General features: G+C 67.5%; 23 protein-coding genes and 1 tRNA gene. 18 read left to right on the top strand and 6 right to left on the bottom strand.

What is annotated here, in order from left to right; translation table 11 throughout:
* Positions 1–26 precede the first annotated feature (26 nt).
* On the top strand, positions 27–1,172 hold the full coding sequence (locus PCQ86_RS09710; RefSeq protein ID WP_270175375.1) for a phospholipase: 1,146 nt from the start codon (positions 27–29) through the stop codon (positions 1,170–1,172).
* A gap of 30 nt (positions 1,173–1,202) precedes the next feature.
* On the opposite strand, the gene PCQ86_RS09715 is transcribed toward PCQ86_RS09710, so the two are convergent.
* Entirely contained in the window at positions 1,203–2,654 is a 1,452-nt protein-coding gene (locus tag PCQ86_RS09715; RefSeq protein ID WP_270175376.1) for a PAS domain-containing protein, read from the bottom strand.
* A 104-nt stretch (positions 2,655–2,758) separates the two neighbouring features.
* The gene (locus tag PCQ86_RS09720; protein WP_011804981.1) at positions 2,759–3,895 is read right to left on the bottom strand and encodes an iron-containing alcohol dehydrogenase; all 1,137 of its coding nucleotides are present in this window, start codon (positions 3,893–3,895) and stop codon (positions 2,759–2,761) included.
* A gap of 62 nt (positions 3,896–3,957) precedes the next feature.
* Between PCQ86_RS09720 and PCQ86_RS09725 the strand changes: the two genes are divergently transcribed.
* The 3 genes from PCQ86_RS09725 (at position 3,958) to PCQ86_RS09735 (ending at position 6,724) form a co-directional block, all read left to right on the top strand.
* Positions 3,958–4,833: a 2-keto-4-pentenoate hydratase gene (locus PCQ86_RS09725; protein WP_270175377.1), complete on the top strand. Its 876-nt coding sequence runs from the start codon at positions 3,958–3,960 to the stop codon at positions 4,831–4,833.
* Between the two features lie 79 nt (positions 4,834–4,912).
* Positions 4,913–5,839 (top strand): alpha/beta hydrolase, encoded by a 927-nt coding sequence (locus PCQ86_RS09730; protein ID WP_210435946.1) that lies wholly within the window; start codon positions 4,913–4,915, stop codon positions 5,837–5,839.
* 21 nt (positions 5,840–5,860) lie between these two features.
* Positions 5,861–6,724, top strand: coding sequence for a YbgC/FadM family acyl-CoA thioesterase (locus PCQ86_RS09735; protein WP_270175378.1), 864 nt, complete (start codon positions 5,861–5,863; stop codon positions 6,722–6,724).
* A gap of 59 nt (positions 6,725–6,783) precedes the next feature.
* Here PCQ86_RS09735 and ygfZ read toward each other — a convergent pair whose 3' ends face one another.
* Positions 6,784–7,719, bottom strand: a complete 936-nt coding sequence (gene ygfZ, locus PCQ86_RS09740; RefSeq protein ID WP_270175379.1) for a CAF17-like 4Fe-4S cluster assembly/insertion protein YgfZ — start codon at positions 7,717–7,719, stop codon at positions 6,784–6,786.
* Positions 7,720–7,764: 45 nt separating this feature from the next.
* On the opposite strand from ygfZ, the gene mltG reads away from it, so the two are divergent.
* The 6 genes from mltG to PCQ86_RS09770 all read left to right on the top strand — a co-directional run bounded on the left by mltG (position 7,765) and on the right by PCQ86_RS09770 (position 12,350).
* Positions 7,765–8,766 (top strand): endolytic transglycosylase MltG, encoded by a 1,002-nt coding sequence (gene mltG / locus PCQ86_RS09745; RefSeq protein ID WP_135148310.1) that lies wholly within the window; start codon positions 7,765–7,767, stop codon positions 8,764–8,766.
* Positions 8,763–9,416: a dTMP kinase gene (tmk, locus tag PCQ86_RS09750; protein ID WP_172207068.1), complete on the top strand. Its 654-nt coding sequence runs from the start codon at positions 8,763–8,765 to the stop codon at positions 9,414–9,416. The genes mltG and tmk overlap by 4 nt, the downstream gene beginning before the upstream one ends.
* Positions 9,413–10,408, top strand: coding sequence for a DNA polymerase III subunit delta' (locus PCQ86_RS09755; protein ID WP_270175380.1), 996 nt, complete (start codon positions 9,413–9,415; stop codon positions 10,406–10,408). The genes tmk and PCQ86_RS09755 overlap by 4 nt, the downstream gene beginning before the upstream one ends.
* Before the next feature lie 16 nt (positions 10,409–10,424).
* Complete coding sequence (locus PCQ86_RS09760) at positions 10,425–10,784, top strand: PilZ domain-containing protein (RefSeq protein ID WP_270175381.1); 360 nt, start codon at positions 10,425–10,427, stop codon at positions 10,782–10,784.
* A gap of 73 nt (positions 10,785–10,857) precedes the next feature.
* Entirely contained in the window at positions 10,858–11,667 is an 810-nt protein-coding gene (locus PCQ86_RS09765; protein ID WP_123675730.1) for a TatD family hydrolase, read from the top strand.
* Positions 11,664–12,350 (top strand): ankyrin repeat domain-containing protein, encoded by a 687-nt coding sequence (locus PCQ86_RS09770; protein WP_270175382.1) that lies wholly within the window; start codon positions 11,664–11,666, stop codon positions 12,348–12,350. Before PCQ86_RS09765 ends, PCQ86_RS09770 begins: the two co-directional genes overlap by 4 nt.
* A gap of 123 nt (positions 12,351–12,473) precedes the next feature.
* Here the strand turns inward: PCQ86_RS09770 and msbA are convergent, their stop codons facing one another.
* Entirely contained in the window at positions 12,474–14,258 is a 1,785-nt protein-coding gene (gene msbA / locus PCQ86_RS09775) for a lipid A export permease/ATP-binding protein MsbA (RefSeq protein ID WP_135149035.1), read from the bottom strand.
* 121 nt (positions 14,259–14,379) lie between these two features.
* On the opposite strand from msbA, the gene tolB reads away from it, so the two are divergent.
* From tolB to PCQ86_RS09810, 7 genes are all read left to right on the top strand, one after another.
* Positions 14,380–15,702, top strand: coding sequence for a Tol-Pal system beta propeller repeat protein TolB (tolB, locus tag PCQ86_RS09780; protein WP_103738949.1), 1,323 nt, complete (start codon positions 14,380–14,382; stop codon positions 15,700–15,702).
* Positions 15,703–15,741: 39 nt separating this feature from the next.
* Positions 15,742–16,284 (top strand): peptidoglycan-associated lipoprotein Pal, encoded by a 543-nt coding sequence (gene pal, locus PCQ86_RS09785; protein ID WP_220637549.1) that lies wholly within the window; start codon positions 15,742–15,744, stop codon positions 16,282–16,284.
* On the top strand, positions 16,284–17,069 hold the full coding sequence (ybgF, locus tag PCQ86_RS09790) for a tol-pal system protein YbgF (protein ID WP_123675734.1): 786 nt from the start codon (positions 16,284–16,286) through the stop codon (positions 17,067–17,069). Before pal ends, ybgF begins: the two co-directional genes overlap by 1 nt.
* The gene (locus PCQ86_RS09795; RefSeq protein ID WP_270175383.1) at positions 17,066–17,848 is read left to right on the top strand and encodes a tRNA threonylcarbamoyladenosine dehydratase; all 783 of its coding nucleotides are present in this window, start codon (positions 17,066–17,068) and stop codon (positions 17,846–17,848) included. The genes ybgF and PCQ86_RS09795 overlap by 4 nt, the downstream gene beginning before the upstream one ends.
* Positions 17,849–17,896: 48 nt before the next feature.
* Positions 17,897–17,972, top strand: a tRNA-Lys gene (locus tag PCQ86_RS09800).
* Between the two features lie 260 nt (positions 17,973–18,232).
* Positions 18,233–18,379 (top strand): lipoprotein, encoded by a 147-nt coding sequence (locus PCQ86_RS09805; protein WP_015913477.1) that lies wholly within the window; start codon positions 18,233–18,235, stop codon positions 18,377–18,379.
* 241 nt (positions 18,380–18,620) lie between these two features.
* Positions 18,621–18,773, top strand: coding sequence for a DUF3096 domain-containing protein (locus PCQ86_RS09810; RefSeq protein WP_011805007.1), 153 nt, complete (start codon positions 18,621–18,623; stop codon positions 18,771–18,773).
* A 6-nt stretch (positions 18,774–18,779) separates the two neighbouring features.
* On the opposite strand, the gene PCQ86_RS09815 is transcribed toward PCQ86_RS09810, so the two are convergent.
* Positions 18,780–20,294 carry a transglycosylase SLT domain-containing protein gene (locus PCQ86_RS09815; RefSeq protein ID WP_270175384.1) on the bottom strand — a complete coding sequence of 505 codons (1,515 nt, stop codon included), beginning with the start codon at positions 20,292–20,294 and terminating at the stop codon, positions 18,780–18,782.
* Entirely contained in the window at positions 20,291–21,070 is a 780-nt protein-coding gene (gloB, locus tag PCQ86_RS09820) for a hydroxyacylglutathione hydrolase (RefSeq protein WP_270175385.1), read from the bottom strand. The genes PCQ86_RS09815 and gloB overlap by 4 nt, the downstream gene beginning before the upstream one ends.
* Between gloB and PCQ86_RS09825 the strand changes: the two genes are divergently transcribed.
* Positions 21,069–21,848 carry a class I SAM-dependent methyltransferase gene (locus PCQ86_RS09825; protein WP_011805010.1) on the top strand — a complete coding sequence of 260 codons (780 nt, stop codon included), beginning with the start codon at positions 21,069–21,071 and terminating at the stop codon, positions 21,846–21,848. The two genes, gloB and PCQ86_RS09825, sit on opposite strands and share 2 nt — an antisense overlap.
* Positions 21,849–21,864: the final 16 nt, after the last annotated feature.

The following is a 21,864-nucleotide window of genomic DNA, read 5'->3' on the forward strand; positions in this document are numbered from 1 at the left end:
CGGCGCATGCGTGAGGCGGGGGCGTGATGAAGGCGCTGTGCATCCATGCCGGTCCGCAGGCGCTGCGGCACATCGGGCGCCATGGCCTGGCGCCGAGCGACGTGGCCGTGATTCCCGCGGCCGCGGGCGGTCCGAAGGGACTCATCCTCGGCCCGCTGGACCGGTTTGTCTTTGGTGAATGGCTGGCGCAGTCGGCACAGCCGGTGGACCTGGTGGGCGCCTCCATCGGCGCGTGGCGCATGGCCACGGCGTGCCTGGATAACAGCCTGCCGGCCTTCGAACGGTTGGAGCACGACTACATCCACCAGGAGTACGAGCTGCCCCCTGGCGCGCGCCGCCCCACGGCGGACGCGGTGAGCGCGCAGTTCGGCCAGAACCTGCAGGCCTTTTTTGGCGGCCGTGTGGACACGGTGCTGGGCCATGCGCGCTACCGGTTGCACATCGTCGCCGCGCGCGGGCGCCACCTGCTGGCGCGCGAGCACCGCTGGGCCACGCCGCTGGGCTACCTGGGCGCTTTCGCCAGCAATGCGCTGCACCGCCGCGCGCTGGCGCTGTGGCTGGACCGCGTGGTGTTCTCCACCGCTGCGCCGGGCGCGCTGCCGTTTGACGTGCGCGACTTCCGCACCCACCAGGTGGCCTTGACCCCGCAGAACTTCATGCCCGCGCTGCAGGCCAGTTGTTCCATTCCCTTCGTGCTGCGTGCCGTGCACGACATCGCCGGCGCACCGCGCGGCGCCTACTGGGACGGGGGCATCACCGACTACCACCTGCACCTGCGGTATCAGGTGCCAATTGCTATTAAAAATATAGCTGATACCGCTTTACCCGCGGGCGCTGCAGGCCAAAACGGCTTGGAAAGTGCGCCGGGGATCGTGCTCTACCCGCACTTCCAGCACCGCGTGGTGCCTGGCTGGCTGGACAAGGGGTTGCCCTGGCGCCACCGCGCCACGCCAGCGCTGGACCGCATGGTGCTGCTGTCGCCCCATCCCGACTGGGTGCGCAGCCTGCCCGGCGGCAAACTGCCGGACCGCACCGATTTCACCCGCTACGGCACCGACACGGCCGCGCGCGCCCGTGCCTGGAGCACCGCAACGGCGGCGGCGCAGCAGCTGGCGGACGAGTGGGCGCAGTGGCTGCGGCGGCCCGATCCCGCCCGCGTCCAGCCGCTGTGAGCGTGTCCGCCGCGGCGTGCCGCGGCAACGTCACCGGGGGCGAAAGACCAGCACGTGGCCCGCGGCGGTGCCGTCGGGCGCGTGCACGGCCGCCACGGAGTAGTCCACCGTGCGCGGCGCACCCGAATGGCAGGCGAGGATCGCGGTGGCCGCGGCGCCCGCGCCGTGCGCAGCATGCCCCTGCGTTCCCGAGGCGGCGAGCACGGAGTGCGGTGGCTCCAGGCGAAAGACCTCATCGACGTGGCGGCCGACCGTCTGCCCCTGCGCGAGCCCGATGACCCGCTGGGCCGCGCCGTTGATCGTGCGCACGAGGCCCTGCGCGTCCATGGTGATGACGCCATCGGCCACGGTGTCCAGCGCGGCCTCCGCACACGCACGGCCGGCGCGCTCTGCCTGCAGTGCCTGGGTGTGCTCCGTCATGTCCACCAGCACGCCGATGGTGCCGGCGGGTACGCCATCGGGCGCGGTGAAGGTGGCGTGGTAGCAGGCCATCTCGTGCGGCACGCCCTGCAAGGGGCGTACGGTGGCCTGCCATCCCGAGGGACGGTCGGACAGCCGCTGGGCCAGGACGATGGAGGAGTCCACGCCATCGGCCCAGAGCTGGTCCAGCGTGCCCGCGACGGTGGCGGGGCGGGAGGCATTGAGCAGTTCGCGCCAGGCCTTGTTGGTCTCCAGGTGCGCGCCATCCGCGCCCAGCACGAACAAAGGCAGTGGCAGGGCGTTCACCAGCTGGCGGCGAAAGTGCAGCTGCTCGTTCTGCTGCCGCTGGGTTTCCTGCAGGGACAGCACCAAGGACTGGACCTTGCCCGCCATGTCGTTGAAGGTGTCGGCGATTTCGCGCGCCTCCAGCGTGCCCGTGCGGCGTATGCGCGCGTCCAGGTGGCCTTGCTTGAAGCGCTCCGCCGCGTGCCGCATGCGGTCCAACATGCGGTCGTTCGCGCGCAGGATCAGGGTCAGCAGGAGCAGGATGGTGAAGATGTTCAGCGCCGTGATGCGCAACTGCGTGGCCATGGCGCTCCAGGCGCGGTCCACGTAGTGCTGGGGCCACAGCGCCAGCGCCAGCTGCCCCGTGCGGCCGTCCGCCAGCCGGTGCGCCACCGTGTGGCGCGGGGTGGGCAGGTCCAGCAGCTGCACGAACCACGGCGGCGCCTTGGTGGGCGGCATGGCGTTGCGCAGGTCGACGGCCGGGCGGGAGGGCAGTTCCCAGCGGATGGACTGGACCGGTGCGTCCGCGACCTGCGCGGCCTGGCGCAGGCGCTCCTGCGCTGCAGCATTGCCGGCAGGCTCGTCCAGCGCCTGCAGCACGGCGTACGCGGCTGCCTGCAGCTCTGCGCGCATGCGCAGCTGCGCCTGCTCACGCTCGGCGCCCACCAGCGCGTGGTAGCGCACCAGCGTGACCGCCACCATGATCAGCACAATGGGAACGTACAGGCGCGGGTAGGTGCCTTGCGTCAGCCATTTGGAGAGCGGGTATGTGCGCATGCGGTACGCGGCCCCGCCGAACCGGCGGAATGCGTGTTAATAAATGTTAAGCGCACCAGTGTAGCGAGGCCGCCGGGCGCCTGCTCGGCGAACGCTGCCGCGGGTCAGAGCGACTCGACCAGCATCTCCCGGTAGTCGTCCGGCGTGGCCAGGCGGGGATTGGTCTTGTGGCAGTGGTCGGCCAGGGCGCCCTTGATCACGTCGTCGAACACGGCCTCGGTCACGCCCATGGCCGCCAGACCCGTGGGCAGGCCCAGGCGTGCGCTCATGTCGCGGATGGCATCGGGGACGTCGCTGGCAGAGGCCAGGCCCATGGCATGGGCCATGCGCTCCAGGCGGCGCTCTTTGCGCACCGATTCGGCCTGCGCGTTGAAGCGCACCACGGCGGGCAGGAACACGGCGTTCAGCGTGCCGTGGTGCAGGCGCGGGTTCAGCCCGCCCAGGCTGTGGCTCAGGGAGTGCACGCAGCCCAGGCCCTTCTGGAAGGCCATGGCGCCCTGCATGCTGGCGCTCATCATGGCCAGGCGTGCGTCGCGGTCCTGTCCGTCGCGCGTGGCGGCCTCGATATGGTGCCAGCCGCGCTCCAGGCCATCCAGCGCAATACCGTCCGCCGGCGGGTTGAACGCGGCGGACATGAAGGTTTCCATGCAGTGCGCGATGGCGTCCATGCCCGTGGCGGCCGTCAGCAGGGGCGGCAGGCCCAGTGTGAGGCCGGGGTCGCAGATGGCGGCCTTGGGCACCAGGTGCCAGGAGTGAAAGCCCAGCTTGCGGTGGTCATCCACGATGATGATGGCGCCGCGCGCCACCTCGCTTCCCGTGCCGCTGGTGGTGGGCACGGCGATCAGCGGCGCGGCGCGCTCGGTGATGCGCGGCGAACCCCCCTCGATGGTGGCGTAGTGCGTGAGCGGGCCGTCGTGCGTGGCGGCGATGGCGATGCCCTTGGCGCAGTCGATGGCGCTGCCACCGCCCACGGCGATCAGGCCGTCGCAGCCCTGGGCCTTGTAGAGTTCCACGGCCGCGCGCACGGCCGCTTCGGTGGGGTTGGAGGGCGTCTGGTCGAACACGGCGACGTTCAGGCCGGGCAGGGCGTCCAGCGCCTGCTGCAGCACGCCGGCGGCCTTCACGCCGGGGTCGGTGACCACCAGGGGGCGGGTGATGCCGATGCGCTCGCATTCTGCTTTGAGCAGGCGCACGGCGCCGAATTCGAACTGGATCTGGGTGACGTAGTAGATGAAAGCCATGGTGTGCGAAAGAGAGGGAGTGCCAGTAGGATCACCCGACACACTACAACCAGGAGACACGCATGACCATGAAGCAAACCCTCATCGCCCTGGGCGCGGGGGTCGCCTTGGCGACCGGCCTGGGCGCCCAGGCCGAGTGCCTCAGCGACGCTGCGGTGGGGGCGATGGCCTCGCACTACGCCGCCAAGACCCCCGCGCCCAACTTCCCGGCACTGTCAGACGCCGACGGCGCCTGCACCCGCGCCAAGTTCAATGCGCTGCTGGGCACCCGCCTGGGCAAGGTGGTGGGCTACAAGGCCGGCCTCACCAACCCCGCGGTGCAAAAGCGCTTCAACACCGACAAGCCGGTGTGGGGCAAGCTGTACGAGGGTATGGTGCGCCCCGGCGGCAGCACCGTGCCCGCCGCGTTTGGGGCGCGCCCGCTGTACGAGGCCGACCTACTGGTACGCGTGAAGGATGCGGCCATCAACCACGCGCGTACGCCCGAGGAGGTGCTGCAGCACATCGACCAGGTGATCCCCTTCATTGAACTGCCCGACCTGGTGGTGCAGGCGCCGCCCCAGCTCAACGGCGCCGGCGTGGGCGCGATCAACGTGGGCGCGCGCCTGGGCATCGCCGGGCAGCCTATCGCCGTGCCGGCGACGCGCGGCGAGCGCTATGCGCTGCTGGACGCGCTGGAGCGCATGACCGTGCAGCTCACGGACCATTCCGGCGCGCTGCTCGCCAGCGGCAAGGGCAGCGATATCCTCGGGCATCCGCTCAACGCCGTGGTCTGGCTGGCCCAGGCGCTGCAGCAGGAGGAGATCACGCTGCAGCCCGGCGACCTGGTGAGCCTGGGGTCGTTTTCTCCGCTGCTGCCCCCGCGCGCCGGCCTGAGCGTCACGGCAACCTATCTGGGCCTGCCCGGCGCGCAGCCGGTGCAGGTGCACTTCCAATAACCCAAGGACTTTTCCGTTGACGACGCCCGGTTCCGCTTCCCATGTGCCTTCCCCCCACCACGCGCGGCTCACGCCGCAGATGCGCAACGTCATCGACGGCATGGCGCGCGCCGGGCGCCCCCCACTGCACACCCTGAGCCCTGCACAGGCCCGCGCTGCCTATGAACTGGGCGCCGGGGTGCTGGAGCTGCCCAAGGCGGCCTTGCCGCGCGTGGAAGACCTGCGCATCCCCGCACGCGACGGCACCCCGCTGCCCGCGCGCCTGTATGCACCCACGGCCTCTGACGCGCAGGCGCTGCCGTTGCTGCTGTACCTGCACGGTGGCGGCTTCACCATCGGCAGCATTGCCACCCACGACGTGCTGTGCCGCGAGTTGGCGCGGCTGGCCGGCTGCATGGTGGTGTCGCTGGATTACCGGCTCGCGCCCGAGCATCCGTTCCCCACGGCCAGCGACGATGCGTGGGACGCGCTGGCCTGGCTGGCGCAGCACGCCACCACGCTGGGCGCCGACCCGTCGCGCCTGGCGGTGGGCGGCGACAGCGCAGGCGGCACGTTGGCCGCGGTGTGCGCTCTGCAGGCGCGCGATGCCGGGCTGCCCCTGGCGCTGCAGTTGCTCATCTACCCCGGCACCACGGCGCACCAGGACACGCCCTCGCACACCGAGTTCGCGCACGGCCTGGTGCTGGAACGCGCGGCCATTGGCTGGTTTTTCGACCAGTACATCCCCAGCCGTGCCGAGCGCGAGGACTGGCGCTTCGCCCCCTTGCTCGCGCCCGACGCCGAGGGCGTGGCGCCGGCCTGGATCGGTCTGGCCGAGTACGACCCGCTGGTGGACGAGGGCGTGGAGTACGCGGACAAGCTGCGTGCCGCGGGCGTGCCGGTGCAACTCGAGATCTACCGCGGCGTGACGCACGAATTCATCAAGATGGGTCGCGCCCTTCCCGAGGCGCGCCAGGCCCATGCCGATGCTGCCGCCGCGCTGCGCAGCGCCTTTCAACTCGACTGATCCCTTCGACGGAAACACGCCATGCAACGCTCTGACTTTCGCTGTTTTCACCGCCTGCGCGTGCGCTGGTCAGAGGTGGACATCCAGAAGATCGTCTTCAATGCCCACTACCTCACCTACGCTGATTGCGCCATGACCGAATACTGGCGCGCGCTGGCGTTGCCGTACGAAACCGGCATGCAGGCGCTGGGCGGCGAGGTGTACCTCAAGAAAGCCAGCGTCGAGTACCACGCCTCGGCCCGGCTCGACGACCTGCTGGACGTGGGCATGCGCTGCGCGCGCGTGGGCACCACGTCGCTGGTGTTCGAGGCCAGCATGTTCGCTGGCGATCGGCTGCTGGTGACCGTGGAACTGGTCTATGTGTTTGCCGACCCCGCCACGCAGACCAAGCGCGCGGTGCCGCCCGCGCTGCGCGCGATGATCGAGCACTTCGAGGCCGGCGGCGAGATGGTGGAGCTGCGCGTGGGCGACTGGGCCACGCTGGGGCGCGACGCCACGGCGCTGCGCACGGCGGTGTTCGTGCAGGAGCAGGGGATTGCGCCCGAGATCGAGCTGGACGCGCTGGACGCCACCGCCGTGCACGCCGTCGCCTACAACCGCCTGGGTCTGCCCGTGGCAACGGGCCGACTGCTGCAGGATGCGCCGGGCCAGGCGCGCATCGGCCGCATGGCGGTGGATCGCGTGTTGCGCGGCCAGCGTTGGGGCCGCATGGTGCTGGACGCATTGGTGCAGGCGGCACGCGCGCGCGGCGATGTGCAGGTCACGCTGCATGCCCAGTGCAGCGCCGAGGCGTTCTACCGCCGCGCAGGTTTTGAGGCCGTAGGCCAACCGTATGAGGAGGCGGGCATTGCCCACATCACCATGCGGCGCAGTCTGCAGGGCTGACTGCTTCTTTATTGATAGCTGCTAGCGCTTGTCAAATAAGCGCTAGCGCCTGTTTTTGCTTAAATGTCTTCCAGCAGCGCGTAGGGCAGCGGCAGCAGCGTGAGCGCCACGCCATCCGCGGCGCCCACCTGCAGGGCGCCGCCGGTGGCTGCGATCTGCAGCGACACCAGCGCATCCACGCCGCCGGTGGGTGCGGCCGCAACCTGCACCACCGTGCCCACGGGCTGTTCGGCGTCACCGTCGGCAAACACTTCAGCACCCACGGCCACGGCCGAAGGGGCATGTGCCAGGTAAGTGCGCCGCTTGAGCGTGCCGCGGAACTGGCTGCGCGCCACGACCTCCTGGCCGGGGTAGCAGCCCTTCTTGAAGTTCACGCCGCCCACGGACTCATAGTTCAGCATCTGCGGCACGAAGGCCTCGACCACGGGCGCGGTCAGGGTGGCGATACCGCTGCGCACCTCGCTCCACAGCCACAGCGCTTCAGTCAGGGCTGCGCCGGCGGGTGCGGCGCTGCCAGCGGGCGCTACCCACAGCGCGCGCGGCTGCCCTTCGGCGGGGTAGAGCTGCACCACGCTGGCATCCCCCACATCGGCCTTGGCCCAGGGCTCGCCAGCGGGTAGCACGGCGCGGGCGGCGTCGCCCAGCAGGCCGTACAGCGCAAAGTCGCCGGTGGCATCGGTCAGCTGGGCCTTGGCGCGCATCACGAACATCGACAGGCGCTTGAGCGCGGGCGCCAGCAGGTCGCGGGCGCAGACCAGTAGTACCTCGGCCTCGCTGCGCTTGAAGGCGATGAAGCTGGCCTGCATGCGGCCTTTGACGGTCAGGAACGCCGCCAGGCGGGCGTGGTGCAGATCCAGCAGCGCGAAGTCCTGCGTCAGCTGGCCGTGCAGGAACTTGGCGGCGTCTTCACCGGCCACGCGGATCACGCCAAGGTGGGACAGGGGGACTACGCCGTCCGCAGGCAGGGACGGGGGCACTGGCATGGAGTCGATCATGGCTGAATTATGATGCCCGGCTTCTTTCATACAGGCTGCAGGGTTGTGCGTCGTTTCCTCGCATTGGTGTTGCTCATCGTGATCGCAGTGGGCGCTGTGGCCGCCTGGTGGCTGCAGGCGCCGTTGCCGGTGCGCGCGGACGTGCCCGCCGGCCAGCCGCTGGAGCTGGAGATCGAGCCTGGCACCACGCCACGCGGCGTGGCCCGCGCGGTGGTGCGGTCGGGCATGGCCACGGATGCAGACGTGCTGTTCCTGTGGTTCCGGCTGTCGGGCAAGGACCGCGAGATCAAGGCCGGCAACTACGAGATTCCCCAGGGCACCAGCCCCTACGCGCTGCTACAGAAGCTGGTGCGCGGCGAGGAGGCATTGCGCGCCGTCACGCTGGTGGAAGGCTGGACCTTTCGCCAGGTGCGCCAGGCGCTGGCGCGGGCCGAGCAGCTCAAGCCCGACACCCAGGGCCTGAGCGACGCGGACATCATGGAGCGCCTGGGCCGCGCGGGCGTGCCCGCGGAGGGGCGCTTCTTTCCCGACACCTACACCTATGCCAAGGGCAGCAGCGACATTGCCGTGCTGCGTCGCGCGCTGCACGCCATGGACCGGCGTCTGGACGCGGCCTGGGCGCAGCGCGCGCCGGACACGCCGCTCCAATCCGCCGACCAGGCGCTGATCCTGGCGAGCATCGTCGAGAAGGAAACCGGCCGTGCCGAAGACCGCGCGCAGATCGCCGGCGTGTTCAGCAACCGCCTGCGCGTGGGCATGCTGCTGCAGACCGACCCCACGGTGATCTACGGCCTGGGTGAGAAGTTCGACGGCAACCTGCGCCGCCGTGACCTGACCGCCGACACCCCCTACAACACCTACACACGTGCGGGCCTGCCGCCCACGCCGATTGCCATGCCCGGCAAGGCGGCGCTGTTGGCCGCAGTGCAGCCCGCGCCCACCAAGGCGCTGTACTTCGTGGCGCGCGGCGACGGTTCCAGCCACTTCAGCAGCACGCTCCAAGACCACAACCGTGCGGTGAACCGCTACCAACGCGGCCAGAAATGACCAACGGCGCATTCATCACCTTCGAGGGCATCGACGGCGCGGGCAAGTCCTCGCACATCGACGCGTTGGCCCAGGCGCTGCGCGCTGCGGGGCATACCGTGACCCTGACGCGCGAGCCCGGCGGCACGCCGCTGGCCGAGAAGCTGCGCGAGATGCTGCTGCACGACAGCATGGACGCGCTGACCGAAGCGCTGCTGGTGTTCGCCGCGCGGCGCGACCATCTGCGCTGCGTGATCGAGCCGGCGCTGGCACGCGGCGAAGTGGTGTTGTGCGATCGCTTCACCGATGCCACCTTTGCCTACCAGGGCGCAGGGCGCGGCTTCGATCTGGAGGTGCTATCGTATATGGAGCGCCTTGCGCAGACTGGTGTTGGTCTGCAGCCCGATTTGATGCGAAATCCGGACCTCACGCTGTGGTTCGACGTACCACCTGAGGTGGCCGCGCAGCGCTTGTCCGCCGCGCGCGCGCCCGACCGCTTCGAGTCGCAGCCCGTGGAGTTCTTCACCCGCGTGGCGCGCGGCTATGCCGACCGCGCCGCGGGAGCGCCGCAGCGCTTTGCGCGCATCGACTCGTCGCAGCCGCGCGAGCAGGTTGCCGCGCAGCTGCGTGCCGTAGTGGCCGCACGCGGCTGGCTGGCGCAGACGCCATGAGTGCGGTCGCCCCCTGGATCGCCGCGCAGCGCCAGGCGCTGCTGGCCCAGCGCGGCCACGCGTGGCTGCTGCAGGGCCCGTCCGGCCTGGGCCAGTACACGCTGGCGCTGGAGCTGGTGCGCGCCTGGCTGTGCGATGCGCCCACCGCGCACGGCGCCTGCGGCCAGTGCGCCAGCTGCCATGGCATCGATGTGCATACGCATGCCGACCTGTGCGTGCTCATGCCCGAAACGCAGGCGCTGGCCCTGGGCTGGCCGCTGCCCGAGAAGGCGCAGGCCGAGATCGAGGACAAGAAGCGCAAGGCCAGCCGCGAGATCCGCGTGGAGGCCATGCGCGACGCGGTGGAGTTCGCCCAGCGCACCAGCGGGCGCGGCCGCGGAAAGGCCGTGCTGGTCTACCCGGCAGAGCAGATGAACCATGTGACGGCCAACGCGCTGCTCAAGACGCTGGAGGAGCCTCCGGGCGACGTGCGGTTTGTGCTGGCCACCGAGGCCGCGCACGAACTGCTGCCCACCATCCGCAGCCGCTGCCTGGGGCACACCCTGCAGTGGCCCGACCCGGCCCAAAGCCAGCAATGGCTGGTAGAGCAGGGCGTGTCCGCTGATGCGGCCGAGGCCCTGCTGCGCGCCGCCGGCGGCCGGCCTGACGACGCACTGGCCCTGGCGCGTGCGGGCCGCAGCCCGCAGACCTGGGCGCTGCTGCCCAAGGCCGTGGCGCGCGGCGACGTGTCGGCGCTGGCCGGGCTGGAACCCGCACGGGCCGTAGATGCCTTGCAAAAGCTCTGCCACGATCTGCTGGCGCAACGCGTGGGTGCACAGCCGCGCTATTTCTCGCCCGCCGACTTGCCCGCGCCGCCCGGCGTGGGGCCGCTCACGCGCTGGTCGCGCGCCCTCGCCAAGGAGGCGCGCACGGCCGAGCACCCCTTCAACGCCGGCCTGATGCTGGAGTCGCTTGTGGCGCAGGCGCGCCGCACACTAAACTCGCGCCATTGAAAGCCTTCTACGACCTATGAGCAGTCCCTCCACAGCGCCGCGTCCCAGCGTCATGCAGCTGAACATCAAGGAAAAGGCCGCGCTGTACACGGCCTATATCCCGTTCTTTGAAGAGGGCGGCATCTTCGTGCCCACGGCGCGCGAATACAAGCTCGGCGATGATGTGTACGTGCTGCTCACGCTGCCCGACGACCCGCAGCGCTACCCCGTGGCCGGCCGCGTGGCCTGGGTGACACCCGCGCGCGCCGCGGGCAACCGCACGCAGGGCGTGGGCATCCAGTTCCCCAAGGACGAGAAGTCGCGCCAGCTCAAGCACAAGATCGAGGAAGTGCTGGGCACGGCCCTGGCGTCTGAACGGCCTACGCAGACCATCTAAGGGCAACCCTTCGCGGGCCCCGCAGGATGCCGACCGCGCCCGCCGGTCGGCATTTTTGTTTTTCGAGACCACCATGTTTGTCGATTCCCACTGCCACCTGAACTTTCCCGAACTCATCAGCCAGTTGCCGCAGATCCGCCAGGCCATGGCCGAGGCGCAGGTGGACCGCGCGCTGTGCATCTGCACCACGATGGAGGAGTTCTCCGCCGTGCACGCGCTGGCGACCGGCTATGACAACTTTTGGGCCACGGTCGGCGTGCACCCGGACAACGAAGGCGTGGCCGAGCCCTCCGTGCAGGACCTGCTGGAGCGCGCAGCGCTGCCGCGCGTGGTGGCCATCGGGGAGACGGGGCTGGACTACTACGGCATGGACGACCGCAAGGGCGGCCGCAGCATTGCCGACCTGGAGTGGCAGCGCGAGCGCTTTCGCACGCACATCCGCGCTGCGCGCGCGGCGGCCAAGCCGCTGGTGATCCACACGCGCAGCGCTTCGCAGGACACCCTGGCCATCCTGCGCGAAGAGGGCGAGGACGGTGCGGGCAACCGTGCGGGCGGCGTGTTCCACTGCTTCACCGAAACCGCCGAGGTGGCCCGCGCGGCGCTGGACCGGGGCTACTACATCTCGTTCTCGGGCATCGTCACGTTCAAGAACGCGCAGGACCTGCGCGACGTGGCTGCCTTTGTGCCCATGGACCGCCTGCTCATCGAGACCGACAGCCCGTATCTGGCGCCGGTGCCTTACCGGGGCAAGACCAACAACCCGTCTTACGTGCCCTATGTCGCCCAGCAGCTGGCACAGGTGAAAGGGCTGAGCGTCCAGCAGGTGGCCGAGGCAACCAGCCGTAACTTCGAGCAACTTTTCTTGAGCAAGGAGGCCGTATGAAGAGCCTGTTGCAGCGTCGCAGCGCCCTGGCGTGGCTCGCCGTGGCTGCCGCCGGTACCGCGGGGCTGGCGCATGCCGGCGCGTACGACGATTTCCTGCGTGCCATCGCGCGTGACGATGCCGCCACGGTGGCTTCGCTGCTGCGCCGCGGGTTTGACCCCAACGCGCGCGATCCCAAGGGGCAGCCCGCGCTGATCCTGGCCCTGCGCGAGGAAGCGCGGCAGGTGGCCGAGGTGCTGATCGCCGCCAAGGGGCTGAAGGTGGAGGAGCGCAATGCCAAGGACGAAAGCGCGCTGATGATGGCCGCCTTGCGCGGCAATCTGCCCGCTGCGCGCGGCCTGATCGCGCGCGAGGCGGACGTCAACAAGACCGGCTGGGCGCCACTGCACTATGCCGCCGCGAGCACCACGGCCGATGCCGCGGCCATGGTGGCGCTGTTGCTGGAGCATCACGCCTACATCGACGCTGCATCGCCCAACGGCACCACGCCGCTGATGATGGCCGTGCGCTACGGCACGGCGGATGCGGCGCGCCTGCTGATCAGCGAGGGGGCCGACCCGTCGCTGAAGAACCAACTGGGCCTGTCGGCCGTGGATTTCGCCATGCGCGCCGACCGGCAGGACATGGTGCAACTGGTGGCGGAGGCCGTACGCCGCCGCCAGCCGGACCGCGGGAAATGGTAGGCCCTCGGGCGCGTATGCTATGAATAACGGAGCTGCTGGCGCTTGTCAGCTGGCGGTTTCATGCCAAAATAGTGCCGAATCGCTTGCAGGGTAAGCGCAAGCAGCTATTGTTTTTGGTAGTCGTCACGCGCCGCCATGTGCGCGCAGGCGCGCGTACAGGCCGCCCCGGGCCAACAGCTCCGCGTGGGGGCCCTGCTCGACGATGCGCCCTTGCTCCATGACCACCACGCGGTCCGCGTGTTCGATGGTGGAGAGGCGGTGGGCAATCACCAGCGTGGTGCGCCCTTGCATGAGGCGCTGCAGGGCCTGCTGTACCAGGCGTTCGGACTCGGTATCCAGTGCCGAGGTGGCCTCGTCGAGGATGAGCACCGGAGCGTCGCGGTAGAGCGCCCGCGCGATGGCCAGCCGCTGTCGCTGTCCGCCCGACAGTTGCGTCGCGTTGTGCCCCACCACGGTGTGCATACCCTGCGGGAGGCTGGCCACGTACTCGGCGAGGTTCGCTGCGTCCAGACAGTGCTGCACACGTTGCTCGTCCACGGCAGCGCCCAGCGCCACGTTGGCGGCGACGCTGTCGTTGAACATCACCACGTCCTGGCTCACCATGGCGAATTGCGCGCGCAGGCTGGGCAACGCCCACTGGTCGGTTGCCACGCCGTCCAGCAGCACCTGGCCGCTGCTGGGGCTGAGAAAGCGCGGCAGCAGGTTCACCAGCGTGGTCTTGCCGGCACCGGAGGGGCCGACGAACGCCACCACTTCGCCCGGGCGGATGTCCAGGCTCACGGCGTCCAGTGCGGGCGCCTGGTCGGGCCGGAAGGACACGGTCACGTTGCGCAGGGCAATCGCCCCCTGGGCGCGCTGCGCGGTGTGCGTGCCGCCTGTCTCGGCCGGCGCCTCGTGCAGCAGGGCCAGGCCCCGCTCCAGCGCCGCCACGCCGCGCGTGATGGGGTTGGCGATGTCGGCCATGCGGCGGATGGGCGCTATCAACATCAGCATCGCCGCTATGAACGAGGCGAAACCGCCCACGGTCACGTCCTTGGCACCGTTGCCATGGCTTTGCCACAAGGCGATGCAGATCACGGTGGACAGCGCGCCCGCGGACAGCAACTGCGTGGTGGGCGTCATGGCGGCCGAGGCGATCGTGGATTTGATGGCCAGGCGGCGCAGGCGCTGGCTCAGCCTGTCAAATCGCGCGGCCTGCTCGGCCTGGGCACCGTGCAGGCGTACCACACGGTGGGCCAGTACGTTCTCTTCGACCACATAGGCCAGGTCGTCGGTGGCCTGCTGGCTGCTTTTAGTGATCTTGTACAGGCGCCGCGAGAGCGTCTTCATCACCCAGGCCACCCCCGGCACCAGCACGGCCACGATCAGCGTGAGTTGCCAGTTCAGGTAGATGAGATAACCCAGCAGGGCGACCAGCGTGAAACCATCGCGCGACAGGCCCAGCAGCGCCTGGACCAGCGAGGTGAACCCGGTCTGCACCTCATACACCACGGTGTTGGACAGTGCGCTGGCCGACTGGCGATGGAAAAGCCCCATGTCCGCAGCCAGCAGCCGCTCGAACAGCGCCGTGCGCAGGCGCAGCATGCCCTCGTTGGCGATGCGCGTGAGGGCGTACTGTCCCGTGAACTGGGCCAGCCCACGTACCAGGAAGACGCCGATGATGGCCACGGGAACCATCCACAGCTCCAGCGATCCTTCTGTAAAACCCTGGTCCAGCAATGGTTTGAGAAGCGCGGGAATCAATGGCTCGGTGGCGGCCGCGACGATCGTCGCCAACACCGCCATGGTCCATGCCAGCCGCTGGTGGCCGAAGTACGGATGGAGTCTGCGCAACCGCTCCCAGAGCGAAAGAGACTGCGGAGCTTGCTGCAAAGTGGTCTTTGGCGCGCTATGATTCGAATCTTGCATGAGGGGCGGATTCTACGTTTCGGCTATTGCAGACCGGCACAGTTTGTCACATGGCACGCTACGCTATGTGTAACATGCGAGGCTCTGTTTGCCGGCATTTGACGGTTATTCGATGGTTCCAATGACTATTGACCGCATCCCCAATACCCCTTCCCTCCGCACGGCTCTGCCGCAGCTTTCGCGGCGCCACGCCGTTGCAGCCTTGGCTGCCAGTTCCTCCCTTTCAGCGCTTGCGCAGTTCCGTGTGGAAATCACGGGCGTAGGCCTGACGCAACTGCCCATTGCGATCGCACCGTTCCGTGGCGAACCGCAGTCGCCGCAGAAAATATCCGCCATCGTCCAGGCTGACCTGGAGCGCAGCGGGCGCTTTTTGGGCGTGGACGCGTCGGGTGTCGCGCTGGATGAATCGTCCCGTCCCGATCTGTCCCTGTGGCGTCAGCGCAAGGCCGACGCACTCACCTCCGGCAGCATCACGCGCTTGGCCGACGGCCGTTTCGACGTCCGATTCCGCTTGTGGGACGTGGTCAAGGCGCAGGACCTGGGCGGGCAGAGCTTCGTGGTCACGCAGGCCGACCTGCGTCTGGTGGCGCACCGCATTGCCGACTTCGTCTACGAAAAACTCACGGGCGAGCGCGGTATCTTCTCCACCCGCATTGCGTATGTGACCAAAGCCGGCTCGCGCTACAGCCTCTGGGTGGCCGATGCGGACGGCGAGAACGCGCAGTCAGCGCTTTCCAGTCCTGAGCCGATCATTTCTCCCGCATGGGCGCCCACCGGGACCCAGCTGGCTTACGTATCGTTCGAGTCGCGCAAGCCGGTGGTGTACGTGCATGACGTGGCCACAGGCCGCCGCCGTTTGATCGCCAATTTCCGTGGCTCCAACAGTGCCCCTGCTTGGTCGCCCGATGGCCGTACCTTGGCCGTGACCCTCAGCCGCGACGGGGGCTCGCAGCTCTACACCATCGACGCTAACGGCGGTGAGCCGCGCCGCCTGATGCAAAGCAGCGGCATCGACACGGAGCCCGTGTTCTCCAGCGACGGCCGCAGCATCTACTTCGTCAGCGACCGTGGAGGTTCGCCCCAGGTGTACCGCGTGGCAGCCAGCGGGGGAGGCGCGGAGCGCGTGACGTTCAACGGGTCCTACAACATTTCACCCAGCATCAGTCCCGATGGTCAGTGGTTGGCCTACATTTCCCGCGTGGGCGGCGCCTATAAGCTGCACGTGATGGATTTGAAGTCGGGCAGCGTGACGGCGGTGACCGACACCTCCGCCGATGAGAATCCCAGCTTTGCTCCCAATAGCCGCCTGATCGTCTATGCCACGCAGCAGCAGGGTCGCGAAGCCCTGATGACCACCACGCTGGACGGCAAAATCAAGGCGCGTCTGGCGGGGCAGGGTGGGGATATCCGCGAGCCCGACTGGGGCCCGTTCCAGAACAAATAAGTTTCCGTTTTTCGAACAACTGCTCTTCAGGAGTTTTTAATGAACCGTTTCCCCTTCAAGCGCGTGTCTCTGGCGCTCTCCATCGTCGCCCTCATGGCAGGCTGCAGCTCCGGCGTCAAGCTGGACGATGTGCCGGTCGAAGACCGCGGCGCTACGTCCACCGCACCGGGCGCCAACTCGGGAAGCACGGGCCAAAGCGGCGTGGCTCCTGTGGATCTGTCCCAGTCGGGCCGCGACGCCGCGGGTCCCGTTGGCGTGGCGCGCGTCATTTACTTCGACTTTGACAGCTTCATCGTCAAGCCTGAGTTCCAGTCCGTGTTGGAGGCCCATGCTCGCTTCATGAAGGCGTCTTCCGCCCGCAAGGTCGTGCTGGAGGGCCATACCGATGAGCGCGGTGGTCGCGAGTACAACCTGGCGCTGGGCCAGAAGCGCGCGGAAGCCGTGCGCCGCTCGTTGGGGCTGCTGGGCGTGCCGGACGCGCAGGTGGAGGCGGTGAGCTTTGGCAAGGAAAAGCCGGCGGTGCAGGGCCACACGGAAGACGCGCACTCGCAAAACCGCCGCGTTGAGCTGTCGTACCGTTGATGCCGCGCATGTCTTTGCTCCTGCGCCCGCGGGCGCTGGGCGCGGCGGCGCTGGCCGCCGCTGCCTGCTGGTCGACCCCCAGCTATGCATTGTTCGAGGACAGCGAGGCGCGCCGCGCCATCCTTGAGATGCGCCAGCGTGTCGATGCATTGACGCAGGCCAGCCAGCGTGCGGGTGAACGGTCCGGTGATGAGGTCTCGCAACTACGGCGCAGCCTGCTCGACCTACAGATGCAGATCGAGGCATTGCGCACCGAACAGGCGACACTGCGTGGTCAGAACGAGCAGCTATTGCGCGATGTCGCAGAGTTGCAGCGCCGCCAGAAGGACATGGCGCAGGGTGTCGATGAGCGGTTGCGCCAGTTTGAGCCCGCGACGGTGACGCTGGACGGGCGCGAATTCCGGGCTGATCCTGCAGAGAAGCGTGATTTCGAGGCGGCTTTGGCGCTCTTCCGTGCAGGTAAGTTCGGTGAAGCGTCCAACGCTTTTAGCAGCTTCGTGCGCCAGTATCCACAGTCCGGTTATGTACCGTCTGCCCGTTTTTGGCTGGGCAACGCACAGTACGCCACGCGTGATTACAAAGAGGCCATCAACAACTTCAAGGCTCTGTTGTCGGCGGCGCCAGACCATGCGCGCGCTCCCGAGGCGGCCCTCTCGATTGCCAATTGCCAGATCGAATTGAAAGATACGCGGGCTGCGCGCAAGACCCTGGAAGACTTGCTGCGCGTTTATCCGCAGTCGGAAGCAGCAGCCGCAGCGAAGGAACGACTGGCGCGCCTGAAGTGATCACACCCGTTCACGACACGCCAGACTTGGAGCGGCGCTTCGCAGGGCTGGAACGCCTGTTCGGGCAGGAGGGCGCCGCACGCATCCGGAGCGCGCATGTTGCTGTGGTCGGAATTGGCGGCGTGGGTTCTTGGACAGCAGAGGCACTCGCGCGCAGCGGCGTTGGGGCACTCACGCTGATTGACCTGGACCATGTAGCCGAGTCGAACGTCAACCGGCAAATTCACGCTCTGACCACAACCATAGGCCAAGCCAAGGTACGCGCCATGGCCGAGCGCATTGCCCTGATCAATCCGGCATGTCGGGTGAACTGCGTTGAAGAGTTCGTGGATGCACAGAACTGGCCCACTCTGTTGCCATCTTCGGTAAATGCATTGGTGGATGCATGCGACCAGGTAAACGCCAAGGCCGTAATGGCAGCTTGGGCCGTCTCCACACGGCTGCCTTTCGTCACGGTAGGTGCTGCCGGGGGCAAGCGTCACGCATATAAAGTCGAGGTAGAAGATTTGGCGTTTACCACGCACGATCCTCTACTGGCCCAGCTGCGCTATCGCTTGCGCAGGAACCACGGTGCGGCCCGAGAAGGCCGCAAAATCGGCGTCACCTGCGTCTATAGCAAGGAAGCGGTATCAAAGCCACGCGCGTCTTGCGGCGTCGGTGAAGGTGACGGATCCCTGAATTGCCATGGTTATGGCTCATCGGTCGCCGTCACGGCCACATTTGGTCACTGTGCAGCGGGATGGATTCTCGACAAGTTGGCGGAAAGGTCGAAGACCTGAAAACCACGCTATAATCTTTAGCTTTGCTACCGAGAGGTGGCAAAGGTTGGGACGTTAGCTCAGTTGGTAGAGCAGCGGACTTTTAATCCGTTGGTCACAAGTTCGAATCTTGTACGTCCTACCAAGTTTCAAAGGCTCTGTAGCGATACAGGGCCTTTTTTGTTTTTGCTTGGCCAATTGTGAGGGTAGGGGTGCGCCAACGTTTTGCCCCCCCAATAGCTCCGTGATCAGCATAGAAGGCACCCATGACCTGACTGCTTACCTTTGTCGCTGTGCTAGCGATGAGTGGTACAGCGTCGTATTACTCCACCGTACGAGTTTCAATCAGTCCGGGAACAATGGGGCGCTTCTAAAATGCCTCGACGTTCATCCACATTTCCAGCCATGAAGACTCTGCTTGCCATTGCGGTTGCTGCATTCACGCTTTCCGGTTGCGCGGTCTATCACGACCATTACGACAACCGTGGAGCGGGTCCCAAGAGCCACCCGCACGGGTGCCCTCCCGGTCAGGCGAAAAAAGGCAACTGCTGATGTGACGCCGCGCTTCGCGCCGTATCGGACCTTTTTTGGGAAAGCTCGGTGTGGCGCAAGAGGGGGCAAAAATGCAGGCCCCCGGCCCTCTGCGGCAGATTACGGCGTGCCCAGGCGTTGGTTCAGTCGGTCAGGGCGCGCCAAGTGCGCCTTGCGCCCCGGGATCACCGCTAAAGTGGTGGGCTAGGCGGCGCGCGCAGCGCGAGTGCTTTCCTTCCTCCCGCATCCCGGCAAAGTTCCCATGACACTTCACCTCAGCATTGGCCCCCTGGTTTCCCTCATCGCAGGCATCCTGATTCTGATCATGCCCAAACTGCTCAACGTGATCGTTGCGCTGTACCTGATCGTGATGGGCATCCTCGGCCTGTTGGGTATGCACACGCTGCGTTTCTAGCCGGGCTTACCGTTTGCGTTTCGACGGTGTGCCGCCCTTGCGTGTGGGCGCACCGGCCTTTGCCGAGCGGACTGTCGCCCGGCTGATGGGTTGTTTCGCGCTGGTGCGCGCCAGCGAGGTCGCGGTAAGCCGCACGGGCAGGTACATCACGACCTGTTCTCCGGGCTTGAACTTGCTGGAGGTCTTCACGTCGTTCCAGTCGGCAACGTCTGCGGTGCTGACCTTGTAGCGCCGTGCGATGCTGGCTACGGTGTCGCGCTTGCCCGCGCGCACCGTGGTGCGCCGCGTCACGATTTCGGGCGTGAAGCTGACTTGGCCGTTGTCGGCCAGATGGCCCGGGACGTCTGCGCGCATGGTGGCCGCGCGGGGCACCATGAGGGCCGAGCCGGCCTTGATCATCATGCGTGGTGGAATGCCATTCACCTGACGCAAATCGTTTTCGCTCATGCCCGTGCGTTGCGCCGCGGTGGAGACGCTCATCGTGTTGGGCACCGTCCATACCGTCCAACTGGCGTATTGGCCTTCGGTGTAGGCCTCCAGGTTCTTGCGGAACACCTGGGCGTTGTCCCAGGGCAGCAGGATCTGCGGCATGCCCGCCGCAAGGATCACGGGCTTGTGCAGCGACGGGTTCAGGGCGCGGAAATCCTCGATGCGTACGCCGGCGAGACTGGCTACCAGGGTGACGTCCATGTCGCGCGTGATCTCCACGCTCTGAAAGTACGGGTGGTTCTCGATCAGCGGCAGCTCGGTGCTGAACTTGTCGGGATTGGCCACGATGTTCTTCACGGCCTGCAGCTTGGGCACGTACATGCGGGTTTCGGCGGGCATCGTCAACTCGGTGTAGCGCGTGCCCAGACCCTGTTTCTCGTTGCGCGCGATCGCGCGGGCCACGCTGCCTTCCCCCCAGTTGTAGGCGGCCAGGGCCAGATGCCAGTCGCCGAACATGCCGTAGAGCTTCTGCAGGTAGTCCAGTGCCGCGCGCGTGGACGCCAGCACATCGCGCCGGTCGTCGCGGAAGGCGTTCTGCTTCAAGTCGAAGTAGGTTCCCGTGGCCGGCATGAACTGCCACATGCCCGCGGCCTTGGCGCTGGACACTGCCTGGGGGTTGAAGGCGCTCTCGATGTAGGGCAGCAGCGCCAGTTCTGTGGGCATGCCCCGGCGTTCCAGCTCTTCGACGATATGGAACAGGTACTTGCTGGAGCGCTCGGTCATGCGCTGCATGTAGTCGGGGCGCGTGGCATACCACTGTTCCCGGTCGCGTACCAGATCGGTGTCCAGGTTGGGCATGGAAAAGCCGCGCCGGATGCGGTCCCACAGATCGGCTGGCGCGCTGACGCCAGCCACTGTGTGGCCGCTGGCGGCGCTCGCCGTGATGGGCTGCAATGGTCCCGACGGATACAGCGGCGTATGGCTGGCAGTAGTGGGGTCGGCGGTGGATGCGGCGTTGTCCGTAGGGGCAGTGGTCGCGCAACCGGTCAACCACAGCAGGCTTGCCAGCCCCAGGATGTGCAGAAGTCTCATCGAAATTCGTTTTTCCATTGGCGCAGCGCGGCCAGTACGGCTGCGGGTTCGCGCGGGTCTATGAGGGGGTCGAAGCCGTGGGCGGCTTGGGCTACCGTAGCAACGCGCGTGCGCAGAAAAGGGTTGATGTCGCGCTCGATGGCAATGCGCGACGGCAGTGTGGGCTGATCCGCGCGGCGCCGGGACTCGCATTCGATGATGTACTGGAGTAGCGCAACGTTATGGGGTTCCACCGCGCGGGCGAACTTCAGGTTGGACAGCGTGTATTCATGGGCGCAGCATACGCGGGTGTTGCCGGGCAATGCGGCCAGCGTGTCCAGCGAGGCCTGCATTTGCGTGGGCGTGCCTTCGAACAAGCGCCCGCATCCACCTGAGAACAGCGTGTCCCCGCACAACAGCAGGGGCTCGCCTTCCATGTCCGCACAGTAGTAGGCGATATGCCCCGCCGTATGCCCCGGCACGTCCAGCACGGAAAACGTGAGGCCTAGCACCTGAAGAGTGTCGCCGCCCGACAGGCGGATGAGGGGCTCGGGCATGGGCTCCGTGGCAGGGCCATACACGGTTGCGCCCGTGGCTTCGCGCAGGGCGTTCACCCCGCCCACGTGGTCGCCATGGTGGTGCGTGACTAGAATCGCTTCCAATGGCAGCCCCATGCTGCGCAGCGCCTGCAACACGGGTTCTGCATCGCCGGGATCCACAACGACCGCACGCTGCGCGTCGTACATCATCCAGATGTAGTTGTCGGCGAAGGCGGGCAATGGCAGCAAGTTCTTCATGACCGGCGAAATTATAGGTTTGCACCACTGGTTCGATACTGCCCCTGGCCGCTACCTGCTGGCCTGGGAGCAGGAGCGTTACGACGAGCTGGTGGCGGACATCTTCGGCTACCACGCGCTGCAGCTGGGCATGCCGGGCCTGCAGGCATTGCGCAGCAACCGCATGCCGCACCGCTGGCTGGCCGTAATGCCGCCGGAGTTGCTGCTAGAGCGTAGCGATGCGCAGGAGCCACCGGCGCTGCTGGCGGATGCGGTCGCGCTGCCGTTTGCCGAGGCCAGCCTGGACCTGCTGGCGCTGCCCCACACCCTGGAGCTGAGCGTGGACCCGCACACGGCGCTGCGCGAGGTGCACCGCGTGCTGGTGCCCGAGGGCAAGGTGGTCATCAGTGGACTCAACCCGCTCAGTCTGTGGGGGTTACGGCAGCGGCGATCGCGCCTGTACCAGCGCTGTGGCGCAGGGGGGCGGCTGTTCCTGCCGGACGTGGGGGAGTTCATTTCGCCCGGGCGCCTGCGCGACTGGCTGCGCCTGCTTGGCTTTGAGCTGGAATCCATGAGCTTCGGCTGCTACCGGCCCGCCGTGGCCGGCGACCGCTGGCTGCAGCGCTACGGCTGGATGGACGCGCTGGGTGCGCGCTGGTGGCCGATCTTCGGGGCCGCGTATGTGATCGTCGCCGTCAAGCGCGTGCAGGGCATGCGCCTGCTGGAGCCTTCGTGGCGCAAGGCGCCGCAGGCGGCTGCCGCGCAGGTACAGGTAGCGCGGCGCCATGGCCCGGGCTGAGGCGACGGGCCTTTTT

The organism is Diaphorobacter sp. ED-3 (assembly GCF_027625375.1).
In the GTDB taxonomy this organism is placed as follows: Bacteria; Pseudomonadota; Gammaproteobacteria; order Burkholderiales; family Burkholderiaceae_C; genus Diaphorobacter; species Diaphorobacter nitroreducens.

Coding starts and splice junctions, on each gene's coding strand:
- PCQ86_RS09815 (WP_270175384.1), bottom strand. CDS start 20,294: ATGAGACTTCTGCACATCCTGGGGCTGGCAAGCCTGCTGTGGTTGACC.
- PCQ86_RS09770 (WP_270175382.1), top strand. CDS start 11,664: ATGAAGAGCCTGTTGCAGCGTCGCAGCGCCCTGGCGTGGCTCGCCGTG.
- PCQ86_RS09755 (WP_270175380.1), top strand. CDS start 9,413: ATGAGTGCGGTCGCCCCCTGGATCGCCGCGCAGCGCCAGGCGCTGCTG.
- ygfZ (WP_270175379.1), bottom strand. CDS start 7,719: ATGATCGACTCCATGCCAGTGCCCCCGTCCCTGCCTGCGGACGGCGTA.
- ybgF (WP_123675734.1), top strand. CDS start 16,284: ATGCCGCGCATGTCTTTGCTCCTGCGCCCGCGGGCGCTGGGCGCGGCG.
- PCQ86_RS09720 (WP_011804981.1), bottom strand. CDS start 3,895: ATGGCTTTCATCTACTACGTCACCCAGATCCAGTTCGAATTCGGCGCC.
- PCQ86_RS09735 (WP_270175378.1), top strand. CDS start 5,861: ATGCAACGCTCTGACTTTCGCTGTTTTCACCGCCTGCGCGTGCGCTGG.
- msbA (WP_135149035.1), bottom strand. CDS start 14,258: ATGCAAGATTCGAATCATAGCGCGCCAAAGACCACTTTGCAGCAAGCT.
- PCQ86_RS09760 (WP_270175381.1), top strand. CDS start 10,425: ATGAGCAGTCCCTCCACAGCGCCGCGTCCCAGCGTCATGCAGCTGAAC.
- PCQ86_RS09805 (WP_015913477.1), top strand. CDS start 18,233: ATGAAGACTCTGCTTGCCATTGCGGTTGCTGCATTCACGCTTTCCGGT.
- tolB (WP_103738949.1), top strand. CDS start 14,380: ATGACTATTGACCGCATCCCCAATACCCCTTCCCTCCGCACGGCTCTG.
- PCQ86_RS09725 (WP_270175377.1), top strand. CDS start 3,958: ATGACCATGAAGCAAACCCTCATCGCCCTGGGCGCGGGGGTCGCCTTG.
- tmk (WP_172207068.1), top strand. CDS start 8,763: ATGACCAACGGCGCATTCATCACCTTCGAGGGCATCGACGGCGCGGGC.
- pal (WP_220637549.1), top strand. CDS start 15,742: ATGAACCGTTTCCCCTTCAAGCGCGTGTCTCTGGCGCTCTCCATCGTC.
- PCQ86_RS09730 (WP_210435946.1), top strand. CDS start 4,913: ATGCGCAACGTCATCGACGGCATGGCGCGCGCCGGGCGCCCCCCACTG.
- PCQ86_RS09825 (WP_011805010.1), top strand. CDS start 21,069: ATGACCGGCGAAATTATAGGTTTGCACCACTGGTTCGATACTGCCCCT.
- PCQ86_RS09765 (WP_123675730.1), top strand. CDS start 10,858: ATGTTTGTCGATTCCCACTGCCACCTGAACTTTCCCGAACTCATCAGC.
- PCQ86_RS09715 (WP_270175376.1), bottom strand. CDS start 2,654: ATGCGCACATACCCGCTCTCCAAATGGCTGACGCAAGGCACCTACCCG.
- PCQ86_RS09710 (WP_270175375.1), top strand. CDS start 27: ATGAAGGCGCTGTGCATCCATGCCGGTCCGCAGGCGCTGCGGCACATC.
- PCQ86_RS09810 (WP_011805007.1), top strand. CDS start 18,621: ATGACACTTCACCTCAGCATTGGCCCCCTGGTTTCCCTCATCGCAGGC.
- gloB (WP_270175385.1), bottom strand. CDS start 21,070: ATGAAGAACTTGCTGCCATTGCCCGCCTTCGCCGACAACTACATCTGG.